Here is a 22853-nt window from a genome sequence, read left to right as displayed (position 1 = left end):
GGAGGAGATTTTTTATTTTTAGGATTGGCAATAGCATTAGTTGTTGTTTATTTTTACAACAAATTTAGAAACAGAAGATAATTTTTTTGTCATTAAAAAGCATAAAATAATCTGATAATAAAAAACAGATTACTTCTTTATTCTTACTCGTAATGACAGATTCATAAAAAACACAAATGAGCACAATTAGAATTACCAAACAGTTTAATTTTGAAACAGGACATGCATTATATGGTTATGATGGAAAATGTAAAAATGTGCACGGACATTCTTACAAACTATCTGTAACTGTTTCTGGAAAACCAATTAAAGACAATACCAATGTAAAATTTGGTATGGTAATAGATTTTGGGGATTTAAAGAAAATTGTTAACGAAGAAATTGTTGATATTTTTGACCATGCCACTGTTTTTAATAAAAACACACCTCATGTAGAGTTGGCTAAAGAATTACAAGCAAGAGACCATCATGTTATTTTAGTTGATTACCAACCAACTAGCGAAATGATGGTGATAGATTTTGCCGAAAAAATTAAAAACAGATTGCCAGAAAACATCAAATTATATTCTATAAAACTACAAGAAACAGACTCTAGTTTTGCAGAATGGTTTGCTAGTGAAAACAAATAGTCTATTTTAAAAAAGTGTACTATTTTAATCGTAACATTTTAAATTATGACTTATATTTGCCCAAAAAATCAAAATATTATGAAATTATTAAAATCATTTTTAATCTTATTTATCGCAATCTCTATTACTAGCTGTAGTAGTGACGATGACAATTCTTTTGAGTTAGTAGCAACCAATTTAGCTGGTAGTTATAACCTTACAGCTTATAAATCTGTAGAAGCAGAAATAGCAACAGCTTCTAATGGTAATGAATCTACACTTTCTACAACCACAAAAACAGGAAGTACTTTTTCAATAGATGTAGCATTAAATGCAAACGGAACTTACAGCATTGGCGGAACTTTATTATTAAAGTATAAAGCAGATCCAACTCCAAAAGGTGGAGATGAAGATAACGAAATACTAACTTTAGCTTCTAGTGGTAATTACACTTTAAACGCAACAGCTAAAACAATTACCCTTACAGTATCTGAAGACGAAGCTTTTATTGGTGGTACTTTTGATATTAAATCTTTTAATGAAGATAAAATGGTACTAAAACAAACAGTTGAAGGAACAGGTGACGTTAGAATAGATGCTATTACAGACATTACTTTAGAAAGAAATTAAAAAAGTAAGTAAACTTTAATAAAAAAAGGTATCTAGAAATAGATACCTTTTTTTATTTACCGTTAAAAGTATTCATGGTATTATTTAAGCCTGCAGTACCAAAAGAGGTTATTACTTTTGCCGAAGTTGGCAAGCGTTCTATTAATTGGCTCGTTTCTTCTTTACTCCATTCGCCAAGTACAAAATCTACTTGTCTACCTCTACTATAATTACCCCCTACTCCAAAACGAAAACGAGCGTATTGCTGTGTATTCAATTTTTCTTGAATGTCTTTTAATCCGTTATGTCCGCCAGCAGATCCCTTTGCTTTTAAACGAATCACACCAAAATCAATATTTATATCATCTGTAACTACTAAAATATTTTCTATAGATATATTTTCTTTATCCATCCAATACTTTACCGCCTTTCCACTTAAATTCATAAACGTACTTGGTTTTAGTAAAATAAAAGTTCTGCCTTTAAATCGAAAGCTAGCTACATCACCTAGCTTTTCAGTTTCAAAAGTTACATTGTGTTCTTCTGCCACTTCGTCTAGCACCTTAAAACCAATATTATGCCTTGTATTGGTATATTTATCACCAATATTACCTAAACCAATAATTAAAAATTTCTTCATCAACTCTTCTTTAGTTTCAACTTTTATACCCAATATGTCAGAAAAAAAGTTTTTAAATTTCATTCTTCAAAAATAAGAAGAATTACATAATGTGTGGCCTTCAAATAAGTTTAAGACAAAAAAAAGCGTTACAAATTTGTAACGCTTTTTATATTTTATACTTGCAAAAAATTTATTCTGCAGCAGCTTCTGTTTCTTCTTCTTCTTCATCTGCTGATTTAGTAGCATTACGAGAAGTTCTAACCTGAACAACAACTGTATTGTCTGGGTGCATAAACGTGTACCCTTCTGTTGGTAAAGCTGTTACTACTAATTTATTTCCAATTTTTAATTTAGAAATATCTGCAGTTACAAAATCTGGTAAGTTAGCTGGTAATGCTTTTACTCTTAATTTACGGTTTGTAAAACGTAAAGATCCACCATTTAATACACCAGGAGAAGTACCTGTTAATTTTACAGGAATGTTCATTGTAATTTCTTTATCATCAAATAATTGATAAAAATCAACGTGAATGATTTTATCTGTTACTGGGTGATATTGAATATCTTGTAACACTGCTGGTATTTTTTGACCATCAATATCAAGACTTGCAGTATACACATTTGGAGTGAATACCAACTTTTTAAACGCTTTTTCTTCTGCTGAAAAATGTATTGGGTTTTCTCCTCCGTATATAACGCAAGGAACCATACCAGCATTACGTAAGGCCTTAGTAGCTACTTTACCCACGCTTTCTCTTTTTGATCCTTTAATTGAAATTGATTTCATTTCTTTGTTTATTATTTATTTACATTAAAAATTGTCCACTAATTGAAGTATTGTCTTGCACTTTATGCATAACATCAGCAAATAATGGCGCGCAAGATACCACTTTTATTTTAGATGTAGCCTTTTTTAAAGGAATTGTGTCTGAAACAATTAGCTCTGTTAATCCTGAGTCTTCTATTTTTTCATAAGCACCACCAGAAAGTATAGGATGTGTACAGATTGCTCTAACACTTAAAGCACCTCTTTCCATCATTAAATTTGCTGCATGAGCCAAAGTTCCTCCTGTATCAATCATGTCATCTACTAAGATTACATTTTTACCTTTAACATCTCCAATTAACTCCATGTGCCCAATTTGATTGGCTTTAATACGTTGCTTATAACAAATAACAACATCACATTGCAAGTGCTTAGAATATGCATACGCTCTTTTAGAACCTCCCATATCTGGAGATGCAATTGTTAAATTGTCTAATTTTAAACTATTAATGTAAGGCATAAAAATAGTGGAAGCAAACAAATGGTCTACTGGCTTTTCGAAAAACCCTTGAATTTGATCTGCATGTAAATCCATCGTCATAATTCTAGTTGCCCCTGCAGATTGCAATAAATTGGCTACTAATTTTGCTCCTATTGCAACCCTTGGTTGATCTTTTCTATCTTGTCTTGCCCAACCAAAATATGGCATAACAGCAGTAATGTGTCTTGCAGATGCTCTTTTTGCCGCATCTAACATTAATAACATTTCCATTAAATTGTCTGCATTCGGAAATGTAGAGCCAATAATAAAAACACGTCTTCCACGAACAGATTCTTCAAAAGCTGGCTGAAATTCTCCGTCACTAAAGTAAGTTGTTTTAACTTTTCCTAAAGTAGTATTGTATTCTTTTGCAATCTTTTCTGCCAAAACTGTGCTTTGTCTGCAGGCAAAAAGTTTTGGTGCTAATTGATTTGTAGGCATTTAGTTGTTTTTTTGTTGTGTTGTTCTGAGTTGACAAAAGTAGAAATTATTTATTGAGTTTCGAATTAATTTTTTGACTTTAAAATAAAATAATTTTATACCTTTGCAGTCTTATTAATTTTTTGCTCAAGTGGCGGAATTGGTAGACGCGCTGGATTCAAAATCCAGTTCTTTCGGGAGTGTGGGTTCGATTCCCACCTTGAGTACCAAAAACCCTTTAAAAATAATGTTTTTAAAGGGTTTTTTAATTTTTGGGTGGTCTATTCCCTGTCGAAAAAGTTATGTCTTCTTTAAAACATTTTATAATTTTCTCAATGTCTAATTCCATATTCAATCTAGAATAATCTAAATCGAATAAATCTCTTCCTTTGCTACGTTGGTATAAGGCACGTAATTTTGTACCTAATAATTCGTTAATGCTATATGTTTTAATTTTGGCATTTCCAAAAAACCATTCGCTCTCTACTTCAAAAGGAAAATCTACCCAATCCAAAACATTAAAATGCTCTTTACAATTAATTTCTAATTTTAAGCATAATCTAATAACTTCATATTCTGATGTAAAACGGTAGGTTGCTTTTGCTCCGTGAAATTTTGCAGCGGAATATAAACCTACAGAATAAAGTCTATTTATAAACTTAAATAGTTTATTTACATATAAATCAAGTGGTAACTTTCCAGATTTCGAATATCATGTAGGTATAATTAAATAAAAACCTTTTCGTAAAGAAATAATATCTCCTTTTTTACTAATTAAATGAAGCTCATCCTTTGAGAATGAGTACTCTTCAAGCGAAAGACGTTCTTTTATAAAATCTGACAAATACAATATTTAGTGATTTTTCGATAAACTTAGTGAATTTTACTAATAATCTCGCATTTATACTATTGTATTTTACAGTAAATCAAATATTGAGTTGGGAGTTTTAAAGAGGATTGTTTTGTAAAAGGAAAATACATTCTATTTACGTCCCAAATTTAGTAACTATTTGGGACAGCATTTCACTGAATTTCCATTTAAATAAAATGAATATTCTTCTCGTTTTTCCGTTTTCAAAATAATTTGATTTTTCTCTTCATATTTTTTTTATTAAGTTATTTATATTTCTAGTGGTTTAGTATTTTACTTTTTTATAGAAGAATCTAAACGACTGTAAACACGGCAATATTTATTTTTAGATTGGGTATAGAGCTCTATCGCTTATAACAACCTTAAAAGGTTTTAAACAGACACTACACTGCTTTACTTTATAAATAGTAAACACTTCTATACTTCTTAAATTTGAGAAGTAATTTTCAGTATTATATTTATTACAAAATATATCTAATTAAAAATATAATCTATATAATCTATATAATTGTACATTTTTAAAATCGGAATAACAACTACCTTTCAACCTCAATTTAAAACTTTAAAATGAAAAATAAAATACTATTTTTTATCGCCTTTATAATTTGTGGTTATGGAGCTGTTTTCTCCCAAAATACAATTCTAAATGATTTTGAAACAGATTCACCAAGCGTGGTTGCTAAAAATGATGCAAAGTTTACAATCGTTAAAAACCCAAGTCTTACTAAAAATAATAGCATAATTTTAAACGACTTTGAACCTAACTCACCAAATGTTGTTGCTAGAAGTGGTGCAAGTATTTTAAATGCACCAAACCCTAATAGTAGCGAACAAAATAACACAGCAAATTGTATTAGAGTAGGAAGAACTACTAATAATTGGTTCGAATTAATTGCTTTTCCTGTTGCAAATGAAGCTATTATTCCTGCTAATACAATAAAATATATAACAATGGCAGTAAACTATCCTGCAGAGCCAGATATTGCTATACGAATAGATGGAGAGGATGAAAATTCTAACGGAAGCGCTACTGTTGCTATTAGACCTATTAATAAATATACTAATTTTGGAAACTGGCAAACGTTAACTTTTAAAATTAATGGCGGACAAAATGGTGCTCAAATTAAAGCGATTGTTATTTTTCCAGATGCTGGTTTTGAAAACTCTCCTATTAAAAAAATATTAAACAATACCGATTCTTTCGGTTATATTGATGAAATTAAACTAAATGATACCGATAGCGAAGAAACAACTTATAAAGATTATTTAACAAACGTAAAATTAGAACTCGTAAAAAATTGGCCAGCAAATAGAACTATTAATTTGGTTTTTCACGGACACTCAGTACCTTCTGGATACAATCAAACACCAATAGTAAATACACTAAATTCTTATCCACATCAAGTATTGCAAAAATTATCTGCAAAATACCCAACAGCTGTTATAAATACGATTAAAACATCAATTGGTGGAGAAAACTCTATACAAGGAGCCAGAAGATTTGATGAAGATGTATTGGTTTACAAACCAGATGTTTTATTTATAGATTACAGTTTAAATGATCGTTCTCAAGGATTAGAGGCAACTTATGCTGCTTGGGATGAAATGATTAAAAAAGCTGTTGCAAAAGGTATTAAGGTTATTCTATTAACACCATCTCCTTTTAGAGATGTAGACATGTTATCTACAACTACAGAGCTATACCAGCATACAGAACAAGTTAAAAGATTAGCAACAGAAAATGGAGTTGCTTTGGTTGATAGTTACGAGCAATTTAAAAAAGCAGTATTGGCAGGTAATAACGTAAATAATTATTTATCTTCTTTTAATCATCCAAATGCTGCCGGACATACCTTAATATCTAACGAAATTATAAAGTTTTTTTAAAAACTTCAACAAAACAATCAAGTACTAATTCTTTATGATGACCAAAAAAACATTTTTTAACATCACATTTTTATTGTGTTGTTCAATACTTATTTACGGACAAGCTAATAATACAGAAAATTGTATTAAAGTATGGAGAACTACCGATAATGAAGAAGCATTAATTACCTTTTCTTTTGATCAATTTACCATTCCTCCAAATACTACTAGATATATTCAAATGATGATAAATTACAAAGCACAACCAGATATTGCTATACAAGTTGCTAGCAAGAATGGAGGTTCAGACGCTATAATTTCATCACTTATTAGACCTACAGAAAAATATACAAATTTAAATACTTGGCAAACAATTGTATTTCCTATTAGTGCTCAAGAAGAGAAAATTGAAGTGAATTCCATTATTATTTTTCCTGATTTAGGGTTTAAAAATGAACCTGCCATACAAATTTTAAATAATATGGGCGAAGTTGGTTATATCGATGAAATAATGCTTTTAGAAAATTCTACACTTTCTACAGATGCAGCATTTTTAAATAATAATGTAATTTCTATACAACCAAATCCTGTAAAAAACACTTTTAAAATCCTTACAGAAAAAGCATTTAGTAAAGTTTCTTTCTTTGATTCTTTGGGAAAAGAAATTACCAAAAGCATACGTAAAATCAATTTAAATGAATACGATATCAGTAACTTATCTACTGGTTTATATTTTATAAAATATATCGATAAAAACAATGTCGTTGAAACATTAAAAATAGTAAAACAATAGTTTTCTATTAATTTTAGATAAAATTAAACACCAAAAGGATTTTCTATAGAATGTGCTGGTTTTGTAAACCATTCTGCACCATTTTCTGTCATATAAATATGATCCTCTAAACGAATTCCAAATTCATTTGGCACGCAAATCATAGGTTCATTACTAAATGTAATTCCTTCTACTAATGTTGTTTTATCTCCTTTAACAATATAAGGGTATTCGTGAATTTGCAACCCAATTCCATGACCAGTTCTGTGAGGTAAACCTGGTAATTTATAATCAGGTCCTAAATGGTGTTTTTCTAAAATTTTTCTTGATGCATCATCAACAGAACTACAAGAGTTTCCCAAAATAGAAGCTTCAAAAGCTGCTTGTTGCGTTTCTTTTTCGATGTTCCATATTTTGTGTTGTAGCTCATTGGCTTCTCCAAAAACGTAGGTTCTTGTAATATCAGAAATATAATCATACAATTGGCAACCTGTGTCTACCAAAACAACATCATTCATTTCTAAATTTTTCGAATTTTTAACACCATGTGGAAAAGAAGAATCTACACCAAATAAAACAATACAAAAATAAGAGCCAGAAGAAACTCCGTATTTTTTATGTGCTTCATGTATAAAATTTTCTACTTCTTTGGTAGAAATACCAACTCTTAAAATTTTTGCAGCTGCTTTTTGAACCTCTAAAGTAATATTCATTACATGTTGAATAATGGCAATTTCTGCTGCCGATTTTATCATTCTACATTCTGAAATAAAAGCAGTTGCAGTTGTTATTTTAAAAGCTTCTTTTTCTTTTAATAATCCATTTATAATAGAAAAAGGTGTAGTTTCATCTACTTGAATTTCTCCAGGATTAATCTTATTTTCTTTTAAAACATCAAAGAATAATGTATGCGGATTTTCATGTTCTTCCCAACAATGAATTGTTCCTTCAACTTCTAAAAAATCCTGAATCGTTCCTTTTTCGAAATTTGGTGCTATATAATGTACCTCTTCATTTGGCAATAAAAGTGCACCAACCATTCTTTCACTTGCACCCCAATGTGTGCCTGTAAAATACAGTAAATTTGCACCTGCATTTACATATATTGCTTGTACATTATTCGCTTTCATTAAATTACAAATTTTATGAATTCGCTGCTTGTATTCTACTTTTTGTATTGGTTTTACGCTACTTTCTAAAGGTTGTATTTTCGCTAATTCTTTTTCTGAAGTAGAACCTCCAATTCCGTATTTATTCATACTTAAAATTTTCTATCTGGATGAAATGAATCTATATTTAAAGATAATTTTTTATCAGAAATAATTTCTGATACTAGCTTACCTGTTACAGGGCCTAAACTCCACCCCATCATTGCGTGACCAGTTGCAATGGTTAAATTTTTACATTTGTTTGATTTCCCAATATAAGGCAATCCATCAGGAGAGCAAGGTCTTAAACCACAATTTGCAGTTTCTTTTTCTTTGGATGAAATTTCTAAGTTTTTATAATAACTTTTACCTGCATTTGCAATTGCTGCAACTCTTTTTGGGTTAATATCATGATTAATACCTGCAATTTCCATAGTTCCTGCAAAACGGGTAAAACCGTTCATAGGCGTAACTGCTACTTTTGCTTCGCATAAAATTGATGGAATCGTAATTTTTGTATCGCTCTTAACATTAATACTATAGCCTTTTCCAGCTTGAATTGGTATTTTTAAACCCAGCTTTTTTGTAATTATCGGACTCCAACTGCCTGCTGCCAAAACAACCTCATCTGCTTTTAATGCTCTTTTATTGGTTATTATTGATGAAATTTCACCTCTTGAAATTTGTAAATCATTTACAGTTTCATTTTTATAAAAAGTAACGCCATTTTTTTCTAGATAAGAAATCATTTCTTTCATAAATAAATTTGGAGTCATATGTGCATCAGAATGATAATAAACGGCACCTTTAATATCTAAATTTGCATTGGGTTCTATTTTTGCCACTTCTTTAGCTGATAAGTTTTCAACCTGCAAACCTTGCTGAATTCCTATTTTACCAACTTCCCATTCTTCCTCTCCAACTTTATCAGATTTATAAAACATCAACAACCCTTTTTTCTCATAATGAAAATTAAAATCGTTTGTGTTTTTTAAATCTTCATACAAATCTCTCCCCAACAAATTAATGTTTAAAATTGGTTGTATTGCTTTGGCTACTTTTTCTTTTGTGGCAGATTTTTTAAACGCTAAACTCCACTTTAAAAAATCGATATCTAACCTTGGTTTTACGTAAAATGGACTAGAAGAATTAAACATCCATTTAATGCCTTTTGTAATAATTCCAGGAGTTGCCAATGGTATAAAATGACTTGGAGTTATATACCCTGCATTTACATGAGAAGCACCAGAATCCATATTTGTTTTATCAATAACGGTAACTTTACACCCTTCTTTTTGAAGGTAATAAGCAGTGCAAACACCTATAATTCCACCGCCAATAATTACTATATTTCTACTCATGTTCTACTCTAAATTAAAATTCCAAATTGGTTTTGTTTCTAAAAGATGTTCTACAAAATAGTTCCATCTTTTCTTTGTAAAATATTTGTAAGAATCTCCACTATATCCATGTTTTTGACTTGGAATAATCAATAAATCAAACTCTTTATCTGCTTTTATAAGTGCTTCAGCAAATTTAAACGTTGCAGAAGGGTTTACGTTTTCATCAATTCCTCCATGAACCAATAGTAGTTTTCCTTTTAAGTTTTTTGCATTGGTAATATTAGATGCTTTATGGTATCTTTCATCAACTGGCCACCCCATATACATTTCTGGCCACCAAGCTTTTTCCATTCTAAAATCATGATCTCCAGAGCTGGCAACACCAACTTTATAAAAATCAGGAAAACCAACCATAGCTCTTCCAGTATCATAACCTCCAGCAGAATGCCCGTAAATTCCAACTTTATTTACATCTATAAAAGCATATTTTTCTGCTAAATACTTAATTGCTAAAACATGGTCTTCTAAATTATTTTGCATGTTTAAATAAGAATGTGCTTTAAATTCTTTTGATCTTCCTGCAGTTCCTAAGCCATCAATTCTAACCACAATAAAACCTAATTCTGCCAACGATTGTTCAGTATAAATTAAATTAAAAGATTTTGGAAAACGTTGTGTATGTGGTCCTGTATAAGTGGCATCTATAATTGGATATTTTTTAGAAGCATCAAAATTAGAAGGTCTCCAAAAAGCACCATAAATAGTTGTTTTATTATCTTTTGCAATTAACGAAAATGGTTTTGGAGCTGTCCAACCTATTTCTGTAATTTCAGAAACATCTGCATTTGTTAATTCTGTAATTATTTTACCAGATATTGTTTCTCTTAAAACTGTTTTTGTTGGTTTTTCTATCGTAGAAAAATTATCTACAAAATATTTTTTATCCTTTGAAAAATGGACAATGTGATGCGTGTTTTCTGGCGTTAATAACGTTTCTTTTCCTTTAAAAGTAACTTTGTATAATTGCTGATGATATGGATTGTTTCCTTCCTCTTTTCCTGATGCTAAAAAATATACAACTTCCTTTTTATCATCAATAAATTCAATATTGTTAATGTAATAACCATCACTTGTTAAAAGTTTAGATTTTTTTGTTTTTACATCAAATAAATACAACTGTTTCCATCCCGATTTTTCTGACAAATAAATGATATTTTCTTTGTTTTCTGTAAGCCTAAATTCAAAAGCATCAATGCCAATAGAATCTTTTTCGTGAATTAAAACTTCTTCAGAATTTGTGTTTAAATCGATGAGTTTTACATATTCATTAAAAAAACCTCTCTCTTTATAATTGGCAATAAACTCGCCAGATTTATTTGTCCAATTTACACTTACAGTATTTATGTGAGTTTGAGTTGGTAAGTTTGTTTTTACTTCATTTTTTGTGTCAATATTAAAAAATACAGGAATACTTTTTACCATGGTTGTATCTCCAGGAGAACCTCTGTAATAAGACAATAATTTTGGTTTGTATAAAGAATCTATTGCCCAATTTAACAAATACATTTTTTTTGCATTTCTTGTATCTACAATATTCGTGGCAATCCATTTCGAGTCTTTGGACCATTTTACAGAAAAATGTTTTGGTCTTTCCCCATTTTCTCCTTCCATCATATCAGACCAACCATACCAAGAGGCATATTCGTATCCTTTTTTTCCGTTTTTACTTAGTTGAAATTCTTGGTTTGTTTCTGTAGATTTTATAAATAAATTATACTCTTTTACAAAAGCAATCCATTTTTTATCTGGCGATCTACTTTCAAAATTATTTGGTTTTTCTTGCGCTGTTTTCGTTGGTTTTTCTTTTAGTTGATAATCTTTTAAATTTAAGTTGAAGGTTTTATTATCAACAGAAAAAGTTAGAATACCATCTAATTTTTCAATATTTGAAAGCGATAAATTAGTTGCTTTTACTTCTTTATTTAATGCTTCTGATAAACTTTTTGCAAATTTTTGATGGTTAAAAAGTTCAACTACTTTTTTATTTTTAAAGCTTACTGTGTTATACGTTTTATTATTTTTACTGTAATCGATAAACCAAAAACCCGAACCATCTTTAAACCAATTTACATTTGTTTGTAAATTAAAAACTTGCTTATTAATTAATTTACTGTAGCCAAAGTTTACTGCCCTTTTATAGTCTTCTTTTGTTATTTCTTGAGCAGTAATAGTTACTGAACTTATTAAAAAAAGAACTAATGCTCTTAAGAAATGCTTCATTTTAGTTTGTTTAAATTAATAATGTTATAAGATTCTGAAACAAGTTCAGAATAATTTAGTTTTATGTAACAATCAACTTAAATCACTTGAAAACCATGTGCATAAGGATCATCTTCATCATCAATAATAATTGTATTGTAACCATAAATTTTTGCCCATCCTTTTACGCTTGGTATTATTGCAGGTTTGCCATTTAAAGTGGTTACTTCTTCCACTAAACCTGTAAATTTAGAACCGATAAAGCTTTCATGAATAAACTCTTCACCAACCTTTAATTTTCCTTTCCCAAATAATTGTGCTAATCTTGCAGAAGTACCTGTTCCACAAGGGCTTCTATCAATTGCTTTATCGCCATAAAAAACTGCATTTCTGCCAGAAGATGTTGAATCTAAAGGATTGCCTGTCCACAACATGTGTGTTACATCCTTAATGGTTTCATCTTCTGGATGCACAAATAAATTAGGGTATTTTAAATTGATATTTGCTCTTACTATTTGCGAATATTGAACAATTTTACTTGCTGTAAAGTTATGAATACCACTAAAATTTTTCTGCGGATCTACAATTGCATAAAAATTTCCTCCATAAGAAACATCAAAAGTAAGTTCACCTAATTCAGGACAGTCTACAGTTAAGTTTTCTGCAGCTAAATAACTTTTTACATTTTTTAATTTTACCCAATCTACTTTTTTTCCTGTGGTTTTGTATTCAATTTCAACCAAACCTGCAGGCGCTTCCATTCTAATTTTGCCAGGAATTTTTGGGGTTATCAAACCTTCTTCTATCGCAATTGTAATTGTGCCAATTGTTCCATGACCACACATTGGCAAACAGCCAGAAGTTTCTATAAATAAAATGGCAAAATCGTTTGCTAGATTGTGAGGTGGAAATAAAATAGAACCACTCATCATATCATGACCTCTTGGTTCAAACATTAAGCCTTTTCGAATCCAATCGAATTCTTTTAAGAAATGCTGACGCTTTTCGCTCATATTTGCGCCAATTAAGTTAGGACCACCACCTGCAACAACTCTCACAGGATTCCCACAAGTGTGTGCATCAACACAAAAAAAAGTTTTTCTACTCATTTAATTTCTGATTGATATAATTATTCACTCGATTTTCCATGATTGATAACGTTACAGTACCAACACCTAAAATTACTTCATGAAAATCTCTAATATTAAATTTTTCTTTTAATTCTTTTTCTGCTTTTTTACGCAATTCACGAATTTTAATTTCACCAATTTTATAAGAAATTGCTTGTCCAGGCCAAGAAATATACCTGTCTGTTTCTGTAGTAACTTCGTGGATTGACAATGCTGTATTTTCTGCCAAATAATCAATTACTTGCTGTCTAGACCAACCTTTCGCATGGATTCCTGTATCTACAACTAACCTACAAGCACGCCACATTTCGTAAGTAAATTTCCCAAACTTTTCGTAAGGTGTTGTGTAAATTCCCATTTCATCTGCCAGCGTTTCTGCATACAAACCCCAACCTTCACCATAAGCAGATAAATATAAATTTCTTCTAAATTTTGGAATTTCATCTTTTGGTAATTCGTTGTTTAAAGATATTTGTAAATGATGCCCAGGAACTGCTTCATGAGCTGTTAATGCAGGAATTGTATACAAAGTTCTGCTTGGTAAATTATAGGTGTTTACCCAATAAAAGCCAGCTGTATCATCACTCCTGCTTCCAGAATATCTACCTCCTGTATAATTGGGCGCAATTGCTGCAGGAACAGGCACAACTCCATAAGGTTTTCTTGGTAATGTTTTAAAATATTTTGGCAATTCAGCATCAATTTTTTTAGCGATATCTCTTGCGAACATTAATAATTCTTTTGCCGTTTTTGGATAGAATTGCTCTTCTGTTCTTAAAAATTGCAAGAAGTCTGCAAAAGTTCCTTCAAATTGAAGTTCGTTAATTATTGTTTGCATTTCTGCTTTAATTCGTGCAACTTCTTTTAAGCCAATTTGATGAATATCTTCTGCAGTATATTCTTGGCTAGTAGTGTAAAAATTGATTCTGTTTTGATAAAACGCTTCTCCATTAGGAGTGTTATTTACACCCAATTCTTCTCTAGTATTTAGAAAATATTCATCCTCAAAAAAAGCTTTTATTTCTTTAAATTTTTCTACTACATTTTCTTGAATACTTTTTGTTGCTTTCTTTATAAAATCTTCTTTTTCTTGGTTTGATAAGGATGCAGGTAAATTTAAAAAAGGTTTGTAAAATTCACTTTTAGTTACATCTAAAACAATATGTTTATCATATGTAAAACTATAATTGCTAAAAACTGCTTTGGGTTGAGAAATTCCTGCTGCAACTCCTGCTCTTAGTAAGTCTATATTATAATCGATTTTACGATTAAGTTTTTCTAAATCCTTTAAATATTTTGCAACATCTTCTTTTGTTTTTAGAACTTTAGAACCCATATTTCCTAAATTCAAATGAAAAGCAACTTCATTTGTAATCGGATTTAGGTGCATTTTAAACTTAACTTCGTCTATTTTATCTTGCAAGACAAAAAGCAATAATTCTCTAGAAATTTTATCTGATTCAGAAAGATTTTCTAGAGAAATCTTATTTATTTTTTGAATCATTTCCGTTGCAAAATCTGCCTCTAGTTTATAATACTCGTTTGTCTTTTCTACAGATTCAAATGGATTAAATTTATAATCTCTTTGCGTTTCATAAACTTCAATAATTTTTGCCAATTCGTTTTTACTTTGTGCTGTAGTTAAAGAAATACACACAAAACAAATTAGAATACAAAGAGATTTTAAATTTTTCAAATTAGTTAATTTTTTCAGTTGATTTTTTTCCGTCTATTGATCTTAAAATTCCTAAAGGATTTTCGTTCTTTAATTCGTCTGGCAGTAAATTATTTGGCCAATCTTGATAACTAAAAGGTCTTACCCAACGTTTTATAGAACCAACACCAACTGCTGTAAATCTACTATCTGTAGATGCAGGATAAGGACCTCCATGAACCATAGACTCACAAACTTCTACACCTGTTGGCACTCCATTAAAAATAATTCGTCCAACTCTATTTTGTAGCGCATTTACAATATTTGTGTGGTTTTCTAATTCATTATCATCTGCAATAATAGTTCCTGTTAATTGCCCTTCTAAATGGTCAATTACGTTTTCTAATTCAGCTTCATTTTCACATTGAACAACCATAGAAAAAGGTCCAAAAACTTCTAAGTGTAAAGTTGTGTTTTTAAGAAATTCACTTCCATTTACAGTAACAACAGCTTGTTGTGCATAATTGGCTTTTACATCTTCTGTAAAATTTGCAGTTACAGAAACTCCTTTTTGAGAAACCACCTTTTCTTTATTATTTAAATAGCCTTTTTTAATATTTGGATGCAACATAACAGAAGGATTTATTTTTACAATTTCTTCTGATAATGTATGTACAAAAGTGGTTAATCCTTCTGATTTTATACCTAAAAGTAATCCAGGGTTTGTACAAAACTGACCTGTACCAACAGTAATAGAACCTGCATAAATAGTTGCAATATTAACTGCTCTGTTTTGTAATGCCTTTGGTAACAATACAACAGGATTTATACTACCCATTTCTGCAAAAACCGGAATTGGTTCTTCTCTTTTTGCGGCTAAATCATACAAAGCTCTTCCTCCTTTTATACTTCCTGTAAAACCAACTGCTTTTACTCCTGAATTTGAAACTAATTTTTGACCAACTTCTATACCACTAGAATTTAAGTTAGAGAAAACCCCATTTGGCATCTTAGTTTTTTCTGCTGCTTTTATAACTGCTGTAGCAATTAATTCTCCTGTTCCTGCATGCATTGGATGTGATTTTACAAGTACAGGACAACCTGCTGCTAAAGCTGCTGCAGTATCTCCACCAGCAGTAGAAAATGCTAAAGGAAAATTACTTGCACCAAAAACAACTACTGGACCCAATGGAAAGTTAAGTTTTCTAATATCTGGTTTTGGTTGTGGCTCTCTAGCTGCATCTCCTTTATCTATAGTTGCATCTACCCAAGAACCTGCTGCAATTAAATTGGCAAAACCTCTTAATTGCCCAACTGTTCTTCCTCTTTCTCCAGTTGCACGTCCTTCTGGCAAACCACTTTCTGAACAATATGTTTTAATTAAGACATCGTCTAAAGCCAAAATTTCATCTGCAATTGCATTTAAGAATGCTGCTTTTTTAGTGCCAGAAATTTTACTGTATTCTTTATAAGCTTTGGTTGCTAAACTTACAGCTTCATTTATTTCTTCGGTTGTTGCTTCTGTAAAAACAGATTTGTTTTCTTGATTTAATTCTGGATTAAAGGTTGTAAAAGTCTTGTTTCCTTTTGCTGATAATTTATTTCCTATATAGTTTTTTCCTGTAATCATTCTTTGCTTATTTTTAAATGTTTTTTTCAAATTTACTCGTTTGTAAGCTATTTTTTTGATAATAGATATTTTTACAATAATGCCTTAAAATGAAAAACCTTTTCTCATATCCATCTCTAGAATTATGATAAACGTGTAATTAATGTCTACATTATGCCTTCTGTAAAAACGAAGCTTTCTCTTTTTTAAATATTTGAAAGGATCAACTTATTAAGTCCAGAACTTCAAGTCTTTCTTTTGCCAGAATATACCTTGCACGGACATCATCAATTTGCTGTTGAGTTAATTTCTTACCAAAGGTACGCAGCCCTCCAGCAACATCATTATGATGAATTCCCATAGCAAGCTTAAGATATTCCATAAGCAGCGGCTGAGCATCTAGATACGATAAGGAATTTAAAGCCTGAGAAATTTTGTTAGCCTCTGCCCATTCTCCATTTAAAACATACTCCTGCATAGTAACACTTGCTTTTGGGAAGATAGTACCTACACCTGTAATTCCACCGCTTGCTCCAGCGAGTCCTGCATATACAGTTACTGTGTCTACTCCTGCCAAAATTTTTAATTTTTTGTTCTCTAACATCAGAGTTTCAATAATTGAAACATCTATAGTCGATATTTTAAGAGCAGTTACTTTAGGCAGCACAGAAAGTCTTTTAAGAAGGTCCGTTGAGAGCGCATGATAACCGGCTGCATCAGGATTGTTATAAGGCATAATTGTTACACCTGCATCTTTTGCAGTTGTTTCAGAAAGTGCATAGTACTCATACATTTCTTTTTCAGAAGGAACCGCCTTAGTTTTTGGTGGCATAACCATAACGGTATCAACTCCAACTGTTGCAAGTCCTTCAATAATTTTGGCAAGTTCTTCCTTAGTTTCTGCTGCAGCTCCACTAATCAACGGAACATTGTATTCTTTAGCAACCTCAGAAAGGGATTTAAGTAAAGAAAGACGCTGTTTGGCGCTCAAGTAGCTATTCTCTCCCAGAGTACCAGAACCAACAAGTCCGCTCATTCTGCTTCCGCCCTTTCCTTGAGCTTTTAAAATAACTGCGGCCTGTTTTTGTGTTATATCAAGGTCAATTTCAAGAGCGCCAGATTTTGACTCTTTCAGCCATGTAAACACGGCCGGCATTACGCCATTCCATTGTATACTCATAATTATTGTTTTTTGTTTTATCCAAAAATACACAATAACTTATTTTTTTTAGTTGATAAATTATCCAAAATTAATACTATAATATCCAATAAGTATGATGTAAATTATATATCGAGTATTATTTACATATATTTGATGTAATTATAGCTTATTTATGATTGTACTCCCTTTTAAAATAGCGAAACCAGAAAAGAATTCTTTTGTTTTTCAGATAGATGATACACATCCTTTTTATGACAAATTACATCAGCATGAAGAAATACAAATAAGTTTAATTGTTAAAGGTGAAGGCACTTTAATTGTTGGTGATACTGTTAATTCTTTTAAAAAAGGTGATATCTTTATTATTGGTAGCGCAATTCCTCATGTTTTTAAAAGTGATATAAAAGCCTCTGAAACTTCATATATGCTTACGTTATTTTTTACCTATAAATCTTTTGGAAAAGACTTTTTTGAACTAGAGGAATTGCAAGAAGTCACTACTTTTTTTAAACGATCTAAACATGGTTTTAAAATTACTTCTAAAAAAAAGATTGCAAGTGATGTATTTTTTCAACTTGAAAAATCTACAAAACTAAATCAATTAATTCTCTTACTTCAACTTTTAAAAACCTGTTCTAATGCTAGTTATAAAAGTTTATCTTCTTTTATTTACGATAAAAAATATTCTGATAATGAAGGAAATAGAATGCGAACTATTTTTGAATATACTATGAACAATTTTACTCAAAAAATAACGCTTGAAGAAATAAGTACCATTGCAAATATGACTAAAAATGCGTTTTGTAAATATTTTAAAAAACGAACTAATAAAACTTATTTTCAGTTTTTAATGGAGTTAAGAATTGAAAATGCTTGCAAACTTTTAATAAGTGATAAAGAAGCTTCTATTGCTGGTATAGCAGAGCAATGTGGGTATTATAATATTTCTAATTTTAATAGACAGTTTCAAATTTATAAACAACAATCGCCTTCGGAATTTAAGAATTCTTTTTCTTAAAATATGGATTATAATAACTGGCTACTATCACTTTTTAAAACAGATGTTATTATTTATTTTATCAACTTTATAGAAACCATTTTACAAATAAAAAAACCTCAACTTTATTAAGTTGAGGTTCTATAATTGACTAATTTTAAGCAATAATAACGTTACTCTTTAATTATTTTTTTGGTGATAAAATTTCCGTTTTCACTAGCAATTTTAACAATGTACATTCCTGATGATAAAGAACTAATGTTGTAGGTTTCGTTTTCTAACTTTACAAGATTATTAGTAACATTTTTACCTAAAACACTAAATATAGAAATATCACTTATAGTTTTAGTAGTTTTTACTGTAAAGACAGAAGAAACAGCACTTGGATAAATAGAGAAAGCATCTTCTAAACTAGCATCATTAATACTAGCAGTAGCTAAAGGGTTTTCATCTAAAATACGAATATTATCTATATAAGCTAGTTTTGTAGTGCTTAGTACTTGACCTGCAGGAACATTTACAAAACCCATATCTGGATGAAACACCAATCTATCTAAAGAGCCAAGGGTAAAAGCAAAAGCATCTTTATCATCTTTAATTTCCCATACAATTTCTTGCCAGGTATCTGGTGCAGAAGCATCATAAGTGTTTAATGCTCTTACAATTCCCGATTCTGTACCAGCAGGTTTATCTTCGTTAGCATTAAAACGTACTCCTAAATCTGACTGAGCTGAATAACGTACCATGATACTTAAAAACTTAGGATTATCAGTAACGCTTATTGTAGCAATAGGATCTACAGGTATTGTAGCAAATGCCCACCATTTGCTATTATCATTTCTTGAAAATTGTAAACAATTATCTGAAGTATTTAAACCTGTTTTACTTGGGTTTTCTACTACTAAAGTGGTAACACCACCTTTAACAAATTCTAAATTAGAGCCCTCAAAATCTTGAACGTTAATTTGGCTAAATCCAACACTAATTGATAGTGTAAATAAGGTAAAAAGAGTAATTTTTTTCATCATAAGTTAATTTAATTAGTTAGACATAAAAATAGTTAAAAGACAGCTTGATTAAAATAGATGATATTATCTAATAAATAGCTAATAATGTTTACTTTACGATTTAAAAAAACTTCAACTTTTAAAAGTTGAAGTTTTATATTCTTAAAAAATTATTAATAAGGTTTTAAAAACCTGTACAAGGCCCCTCAGGTGTTGCACTTGCTGCTTGTGCTTTTTTGTAGATTTAAAATCATATAAGTTCTTAATGCTGTTAATGCTGCATATTTACCTATCTTTTAATAGCATCTTTACGAGTAACTTCTTTATTTGTCTCTATATCTTTCTTCATAAAATTATTATTTAAAAATCTCTTAAATTATTCTATAATTTTTTTTTAATTAAACGACCTCTTTCTATTTCTAACTTTACAAAGTAAATACCAGAAGTAAATCTTGGTAAAGCAATTTCTATGTTATTGTTTGATGTAAAATTAGAACTCATTACTTGTTTTCCTAAAACATTAAAAATAATAGCTTTACCTAGTTGCAAACCTTTAATTTTAAGCATATTATTCATTTCCTTAAAAACTTGCACACCAGCTAACTTTGTAGACATTGTAGATAATGCAAAACCCATATCTGGATAAAAACCAACTTTATACATAGTACGATTGGTAAATGTATGTGATCCAGTTACAGCCTTTTTAATTTCAAAAACCAATTTCTGCCATGTATTTACCTTACCAACAGAAGTATCATAAGTATTTAATCTTCTTAAAATATTAATTTTTCATAAATAATCAACATAAAAAATGACTGAAAAATAAAACACATTTTAATCATTGGAATTAGTAGAACTAAAAATGGCTTTTTATTTTAATTACAGCCCGATGATAAGGAAATAAAAAAACAAAAAACCATTTAAAAAAATCTAATCGAATAGATATTTTAATATATTATTTTTTTTGTAAACTAAAAGAAGCAATTGTCATATATCTATTAATATTTACTGGTGGAGCACTTGGGTCATTTGGGTTAATACCATTTGTTAAAGCTAAACCTATTGCAATATCTGTTAAATCTTCTGTTAAAGTAAATTCAATTGTATATGTATTTGCTGGACCAGAAACTCTTGTAAAGGCTAATGTTTCTGAAGATGTTTCTACATCTATAACATCTGGTAATATATCTCCTAAAGTAGCTGTCATATAAACTTGGTCGTTTACACCATTATAATTATTACCTTCTGTTACTAATGTATAGGTATAGGTACCACTTCGTAATCTCATTTTTTGGTAAATTTTACCATTAACAATATTAGGTTCACCTCCATAACCAGAAACAAGATTAAATATTCCACCACCACTATTACTATCATAAACACCATAACCATTATGATTTAATGCACCTTCATTATGAATCCAATCTGTTGGTGTTCCATAACGACCTGTACCAATCTCTAACAATTTAAAAGGTTTAGAAGCGTTTTCAAAGTAAGGCGCTTCTGAAATAGGAACAATAGCTTCTATAACACTATAGTCTGTATAAAAAGTATCTATACTTGTAGAATCTGGCTTAAAAGAAGATCTATATTTAAAAGTATTTCCTGGATTAAAATTATCTAAAACTAATTCATAAGTGCTGTCTGCAGGAATTGTATAAGATTTAGTTACATTATTATTATCTGTATATTCTAACTCAGAATCGATGATTCCTGAAGAGGTATCTACTGGAGCAAACTGAACTACTGCAGAATTATCTGCTATTTGCAATTCACTTTTTACAAGAGGCCTGTTAATTATTGAATTTTGATAACGTTCTCCATACACTTTTCCTAATGTAAAAACAGGTACTGAACTATTTCCTTTATCATCAAAAGTTACAATCTCAAAATTGTACGTATTTTCTTCAAGGTTTTCAATTATTTGAGAAATATTCGTTGCAATTTGATTTTCTTGTACAGGAATAACTACACTGTCTTTTCTGCTAGCCCAATAAACTCGATAAGAGGTTACTTGTGGATCTGTGCTTAAAAGAGCATTTAGTTTCATTCTATTTTTACCCGAAAAAATCTTTACTGAATCTAGTTTTCCTGTATAGGAGATTTCACCACCTTCAGTATATTTCTTAAAATCGTCAGCTTCTACAGAGCAAGCATTTAAACCTATTACTAATACTCCGAACAGAAACAGTGAATATGCTATATTTTTTAACTTATTAATCATAATATTAATTAATTTATTAGTATTTATTATTATCTAGGATCTCCGTAAACTCTCATTTCTGCAATCGCTAAACGGCCACCACCAGCCCAATTTTTTAAGTTGTTAATTCTTAAATATCTATATTTAGGTGATGTAATAGGAATTGGCCAATTGAAACCATCTTGTGCAAATTCTAAATCTTCAGCATTTTGCTGTGTTAAAGGCAACCCAGAAGGTTTTACAACTTCATAGGTACCTAACAAATCCCAACTATCAAAGCTACCATCTGCACTTGGGTTATTTGAACCCCAAATCTCAAAATTACGCATGTTAAATTGCCAATAATAAATATAGCCTGCTGCAGTTCCTTGTGGATAATCCCAGATTTTAACACGACTTATTTTTAATTCCTGTCCTAAATCTATAGTAAATGAATGAGGAGCAGGTGCAGAAGCATCTGTAATATAAATTCTTGGCCAGCCTATAAAATTATTATCAAATAATCTATCTAAACCGAATCCAAAATCATTTGTTGGAGCATCTCCTGGTAATGGAAAGCCAGCATATTGTGTTCTTGGTATTTCTGTTTCAAAAATTGGTTTTACCGCTTGAAATAATGTATCTGAAGTATTTAAAAAACGATCACGAATTGTAAATGCAAAATCTCTAGATATTGTATCTAAACCTCTAACTGTTCTAAAAATTTCATCTGTACCTGTGTACACACTATTAGCAGTTGTTTCCCAATCTCCATTCTCATCTTTTTCCATTACTAAAATAGCAATATCAGCTCTTTCTGGATTTTTAGCTTCTAAAAACAAACCACCAAAATCAGGCCCCACTGTAAGACTTTTGTAAATATCGTAAATAGGAGAATCTAAAGGATTTACTGTTATAATAATTGGTGCAGATTCAATTTCGTTTCTACTTACTGTAACTAAACTTACTTCTCTAGGACCAGCAATAGAAAAACCATCGAGCTCTATTGTTTTTTTATAAAATGAAGACTTTACTTCAATTTCTTTACCAGTATCTAACTTATAAAGTGCTTTTACATATAGTAAATTATCATCTTTAGGAAGTGAATATGTAATTTTAGATTTACCTGCCGCATTTGTAACAGAAATATTAGTTAACTGCTCTGGTACAGTACTATTTTCACTTAAAGGTTCGTTAAAATTATCACTTTTATCACAAGAAGTTAATGTTGCGACTATACAAAGTATACATAAACAGGTTTTAAATATTAAGTTTCTCATAAGTTAT

The 22853-nt window shown here is 30.2% G+C and carries 20 protein-coding genes and 1 tRNA gene; 6 read left to right on the top strand and 15 right to left on the bottom strand.

All coding sequences use genetic code 11. The features are described from left to right. Positions 1-176 precede the first annotated feature (176 nt). Positions 177-629, top strand: a complete 453-nt coding sequence (locus WG951_RS11970; RefSeq protein ID WP_105049579.1) for a 6-pyruvoyl trahydropterin synthase family protein — start codon at positions 177-179, stop codon at positions 627-629. Positions 630-707: 78 nt separating this feature from the next. Then, positions 708-1238, top strand: coding sequence for a hypothetical protein (locus tag WG951_RS11965; protein ID WP_105049580.1), 531 nt, complete (start codon positions 708-710; stop codon positions 1236-1238). Positions 1239-1290: 52 nt separating this feature from the next. Here WG951_RS11965 and pth read toward each other — a convergent pair whose 3' ends face one another. The 3 genes from pth to WG951_RS11950 all read right to left on the bottom strand — a co-directional run bounded on the left by pth (position 1291) and on the right by WG951_RS11950 (position 3587). Further along, the gene (pth, locus tag WG951_RS11960) at positions 1291-1857 is read right to left on the bottom strand and encodes an aminoacyl-tRNA hydrolase (RefSeq protein WP_211296759.1); all 567 of its coding nucleotides are present in this window, start codon (positions 1855-1857) and stop codon (positions 1291-1293) included. A gap of 172 nt (positions 1858-2029) precedes the next feature. After that, positions 2030-2626, bottom strand: coding sequence for a 50S ribosomal protein L25/general stress protein Ctc (locus WG951_RS11955; RefSeq protein ID WP_105049582.1), 597 nt, complete (start codon positions 2624-2626; stop codon positions 2030-2032). A 19-nt stretch (positions 2627-2645) separates the two neighbouring features. Continuing rightward, the gene (locus tag WG951_RS11950) at positions 2646-3587 is read right to left on the bottom strand and encodes a ribose-phosphate pyrophosphokinase (protein WP_340914298.1); all 942 of its coding nucleotides are present in this window, start codon (positions 3585-3587) and stop codon (positions 2646-2648) included. A 124-nt stretch (positions 3588-3711) separates the two neighbouring features. On the opposite strand from WG951_RS11950, the gene WG951_RS11945 reads away from it, so the two are divergent. After that, positions 3712-3796: transfer RNA gene (locus WG951_RS11945), tRNA-Leu, on the top strand. 35 nt (positions 3797-3831) lie between these two features. Here the strand turns inward: WG951_RS11945 and WG951_RS11940 are convergent. After that, entirely contained in the window at positions 3832-4221 is a 390-nt protein-coding gene (locus WG951_RS11940; protein ID WP_394365386.1) for a nucleotidyl transferase AbiEii/AbiGii toxin family protein, read from the bottom strand. Between the two features lie 783 nt (positions 4222-5004). Between WG951_RS11940 and WG951_RS11935 the strand changes: the two genes are divergently transcribed. Both WG951_RS11935 and WG951_RS11930 read left to right on the top strand, forming a co-directional pair. Further along, the gene (locus WG951_RS11935; RefSeq protein WP_105049584.1) at positions 5005-6324 is read left to right on the top strand and encodes an SGNH/GDSL hydrolase family protein; all 1320 of its coding nucleotides are present in this window, start codon (positions 5005-5007) and stop codon (positions 6322-6324) included. 34 nt (positions 6325-6358) lie between these two features. Continuing rightward, positions 6359-7096, top strand: a complete 738-nt coding sequence (locus WG951_RS11930) for a T9SS type A sorting domain-containing protein (protein WP_105049585.1) — start codon at positions 6359-6361, stop codon at positions 7094-7096. A 23-nt stretch (positions 7097-7119) separates the two neighbouring features. Here the strand turns inward: WG951_RS11930 and WG951_RS11925 are convergent, their stop codons facing one another. The 7 genes from WG951_RS11925 to WG951_RS11895 form a co-directional block, all read right to left on the bottom strand. Next, positions 7120-8334, bottom strand: coding sequence for a M24 family metallopeptidase (locus WG951_RS11925; RefSeq protein WP_105049586.1), 1215 nt, complete (start codon positions 8332-8334; stop codon positions 7120-7122). Positions 8335-8336: 2 nt separating this feature from the next. Then, entirely contained in the window at positions 8337-9584 is a 1248-nt protein-coding gene (locus WG951_RS11920) for an NAD(P)/FAD-dependent oxidoreductase (protein WP_105049587.1), read from the bottom strand. A gap of 3 nt (positions 9585-9587) precedes the next feature. Next, on the bottom strand, positions 9588-11846 hold the full coding sequence (locus WG951_RS11915) for a S9 family peptidase (RefSeq protein WP_105049588.1): 2259 nt from the start codon (positions 11844-11846) through the stop codon (positions 9588-9590). Positions 11847-11923: 77 nt separating this feature from the next. After that, positions 11924-12934, bottom strand: a complete 1011-nt coding sequence (locus tag WG951_RS11910) for a 4-hydroxyproline epimerase (protein ID WP_105049589.1) — start codon at positions 12932-12934, stop codon at positions 11924-11926. Beyond that, entirely contained in the window at positions 12927-14651 is a 1725-nt protein-coding gene (locus tag WG951_RS11905; RefSeq protein ID WP_105049590.1) for a DUF885 domain-containing protein, read from the bottom strand. The genes WG951_RS11910 and WG951_RS11905 overlap by 8 nt, the downstream gene beginning before the upstream one ends. Position 14652: 1 nt before the next feature. Beyond that, entirely contained in the window at positions 14653-16239 is a 1587-nt protein-coding gene (locus tag WG951_RS11900) for an aldehyde dehydrogenase (NADP(+)) (protein WP_105049591.1), read from the bottom strand. A 202-nt stretch (positions 16240-16441) separates the two neighbouring features. Next, on the bottom strand, positions 16442-17398 hold the full coding sequence (locus WG951_RS11895) for a dihydrodipicolinate synthase family protein (RefSeq protein ID WP_105049592.1): 957 nt from the start codon (positions 17396-17398) through the stop codon (positions 16442-16444). Between the two features lie 154 nt (positions 17399-17552). Here WG951_RS11895 and WG951_RS11890 point away from each other — a divergent pair, with 154 nt between their 5' ends. Then, on the top strand, positions 17553-18398 hold the full coding sequence (locus WG951_RS11890; RefSeq protein ID WP_105049593.1) for an AraC family transcriptional regulator: 846 nt from the start codon (positions 17553-17555) through the stop codon (positions 18396-18398). A gap of 152 nt (positions 18399-18550) precedes the next feature. Here WG951_RS11890 and WG951_RS11885 read toward each other — a convergent pair whose 3' ends face one another. The 4 genes from WG951_RS11885 to WG951_RS11870 form a co-directional block, all read right to left on the bottom strand. Further along, on the bottom strand, positions 18551-19405 hold the full coding sequence (locus tag WG951_RS11885) for a T9SS type A sorting domain-containing protein (protein ID WP_105049594.1): 855 nt from the start codon (positions 19403-19405) through the stop codon (positions 18551-18553). A 360-nt stretch (positions 19406-19765) separates the two neighbouring features. Next, positions 19766-20047: a T9SS type A sorting domain-containing protein gene (locus tag WG951_RS11880; protein WP_146105288.1), complete on the bottom strand. Its 282-nt coding sequence runs from the start codon at positions 20045-20047 to the stop codon at positions 19766-19768. 292 nt (positions 20048-20339) lie between these two features. Beyond that, positions 20340-21608, bottom strand: a complete 1269-nt coding sequence (locus WG951_RS11875; RefSeq protein ID WP_105049596.1) for a DUF4998 domain-containing protein — start codon at positions 21606-21608, stop codon at positions 20340-20342. Positions 21609-21637: 29 nt separating this feature from the next. Beyond that, positions 21638-22846: a DUF5000 domain-containing lipoprotein gene (locus WG951_RS11870; RefSeq protein WP_105049597.1), complete on the bottom strand. Its 1209-nt coding sequence runs from the start codon at positions 22844-22846 to the stop codon at positions 21638-21640. Between the last annotated feature and the right edge of the window lie 7 nt (positions 22847-22853).

This window comes from Polaribacter butkevichii (genome assembly GCF_038024105.1).
GTDB classification, from domain to species: Bacteria; Bacteroidota; Bacteroidia; order Flavobacteriales; family Flavobacteriaceae; genus Polaribacter; species Polaribacter butkevichii.
Note: the sequence above shows the minus strand (reverse complement) of the source record. Positions and strands in the feature narration are given on the sequence as shown.

Excerpts from the sequence above, each read along its gene's own strand:
- WG951_RS11970 (WP_105049579.1), top strand. The coding sequence starts at position 177 with ATGAGCACAATTAGAATTACCAAACAGTTTAATTTTGAAACAGGACAT.
- WG951_RS11965 (WP_105049580.1), top strand. The coding sequence starts at position 708 with ATGAAATTATTAAAATCATTTTTAATCTTATTTATCGCAATCTCTATT.
- pth (WP_211296759.1), bottom strand. The coding sequence starts at position 1,857 with ATGAAGAAATTTTTAATTATTGGTTTAGGTAATATTGGTGATAAATAT.
- WG951_RS11955 (WP_105049582.1), bottom strand. The coding sequence starts at position 2,626 with ATGAAATCAATTTCAATTAAAGGATCAAAAAGAGAAAGCGTGGGTAAA.
- WG951_RS11950 (WP_340914298.1), bottom strand. The coding sequence starts at position 3,587 with ATGCCTACAAATCAATTAGCACCAAAACTTTTTGCCTGCAGACAAAGC.
- WG951_RS11935 (WP_105049584.1), top strand. The coding sequence starts at position 5,005 with ATGAAAAATAAAATACTATTTTTTATCGCCTTTATAATTTGTGGTTAT.
- WG951_RS11930 (WP_105049585.1), top strand. The coding sequence starts at position 6,359 with ATGATGACCAAAAAAACATTTTTTAACATCACATTTTTATTGTGTTGT.
- WG951_RS11925 (WP_105049586.1), bottom strand. The coding sequence starts at position 8,334 with ATGAATAAATACGGAATTGGAGGTTCTACTTCAGAAAAAGAATTAGCG.
- WG951_RS11920 (WP_105049587.1), bottom strand. The coding sequence starts at position 9,584 with ATGAGTAGAAATATAGTAATTATTGGCGGTGGAATTATAGGTGTTTGC.
- WG951_RS11915 (WP_105049588.1), bottom strand. The coding sequence starts at position 11,846 with ATGAAGCATTTCTTAAGAGCATTAGTTCTTTTTTTAATAAGTTCAGTA.
- WG951_RS11910 (WP_105049589.1), bottom strand. The coding sequence starts at position 12,934 with ATGAGTAGAAAAACTTTTTTTTGTGTTGATGCACACACTTGTGGGAAT.
- WG951_RS11900 (WP_105049591.1), bottom strand. The coding sequence starts at position 16,239 with ATGATTACAGGAAAAAACTATATAGGAAATAAATTATCAGCAAAAGGA.
- WG951_RS11895 (WP_105049592.1), bottom strand. The coding sequence starts at position 17,398 with ATGAGTATACAATGGAATGGCGTAATGCCGGCCGTGTTTACATGGCTG.
- WG951_RS11890 (WP_105049593.1), top strand. The coding sequence starts at position 17,553 with ATGATTGTACTCCCTTTTAAAATAGCGAAACCAGAAAAGAATTCTTTT.
- WG951_RS11885 (WP_105049594.1), bottom strand. The coding sequence starts at position 19,405 with ATGATGAAAAAAATTACTCTTTTTACCTTATTTACACTATCAATTAGT.
- WG951_RS11880 (WP_146105288.1), bottom strand. The coding sequence starts at position 20,047 with ATGTATAAAGTTGGTTTTTATCCAGATATGGGTTTTGCATTATCTACA.
- WG951_RS11875 (WP_105049596.1), bottom strand. The coding sequence starts at position 21,608 with ATGATTAATAAGTTAAAAAATATAGCATATTCACTGTTTCTGTTCGGA.
- WG951_RS11870 (WP_105049597.1), bottom strand. The coding sequence starts at position 22,846 with ATGAGAAACTTAATATTTAAAACCTGTTTATGTATACTTTGTATAGTC.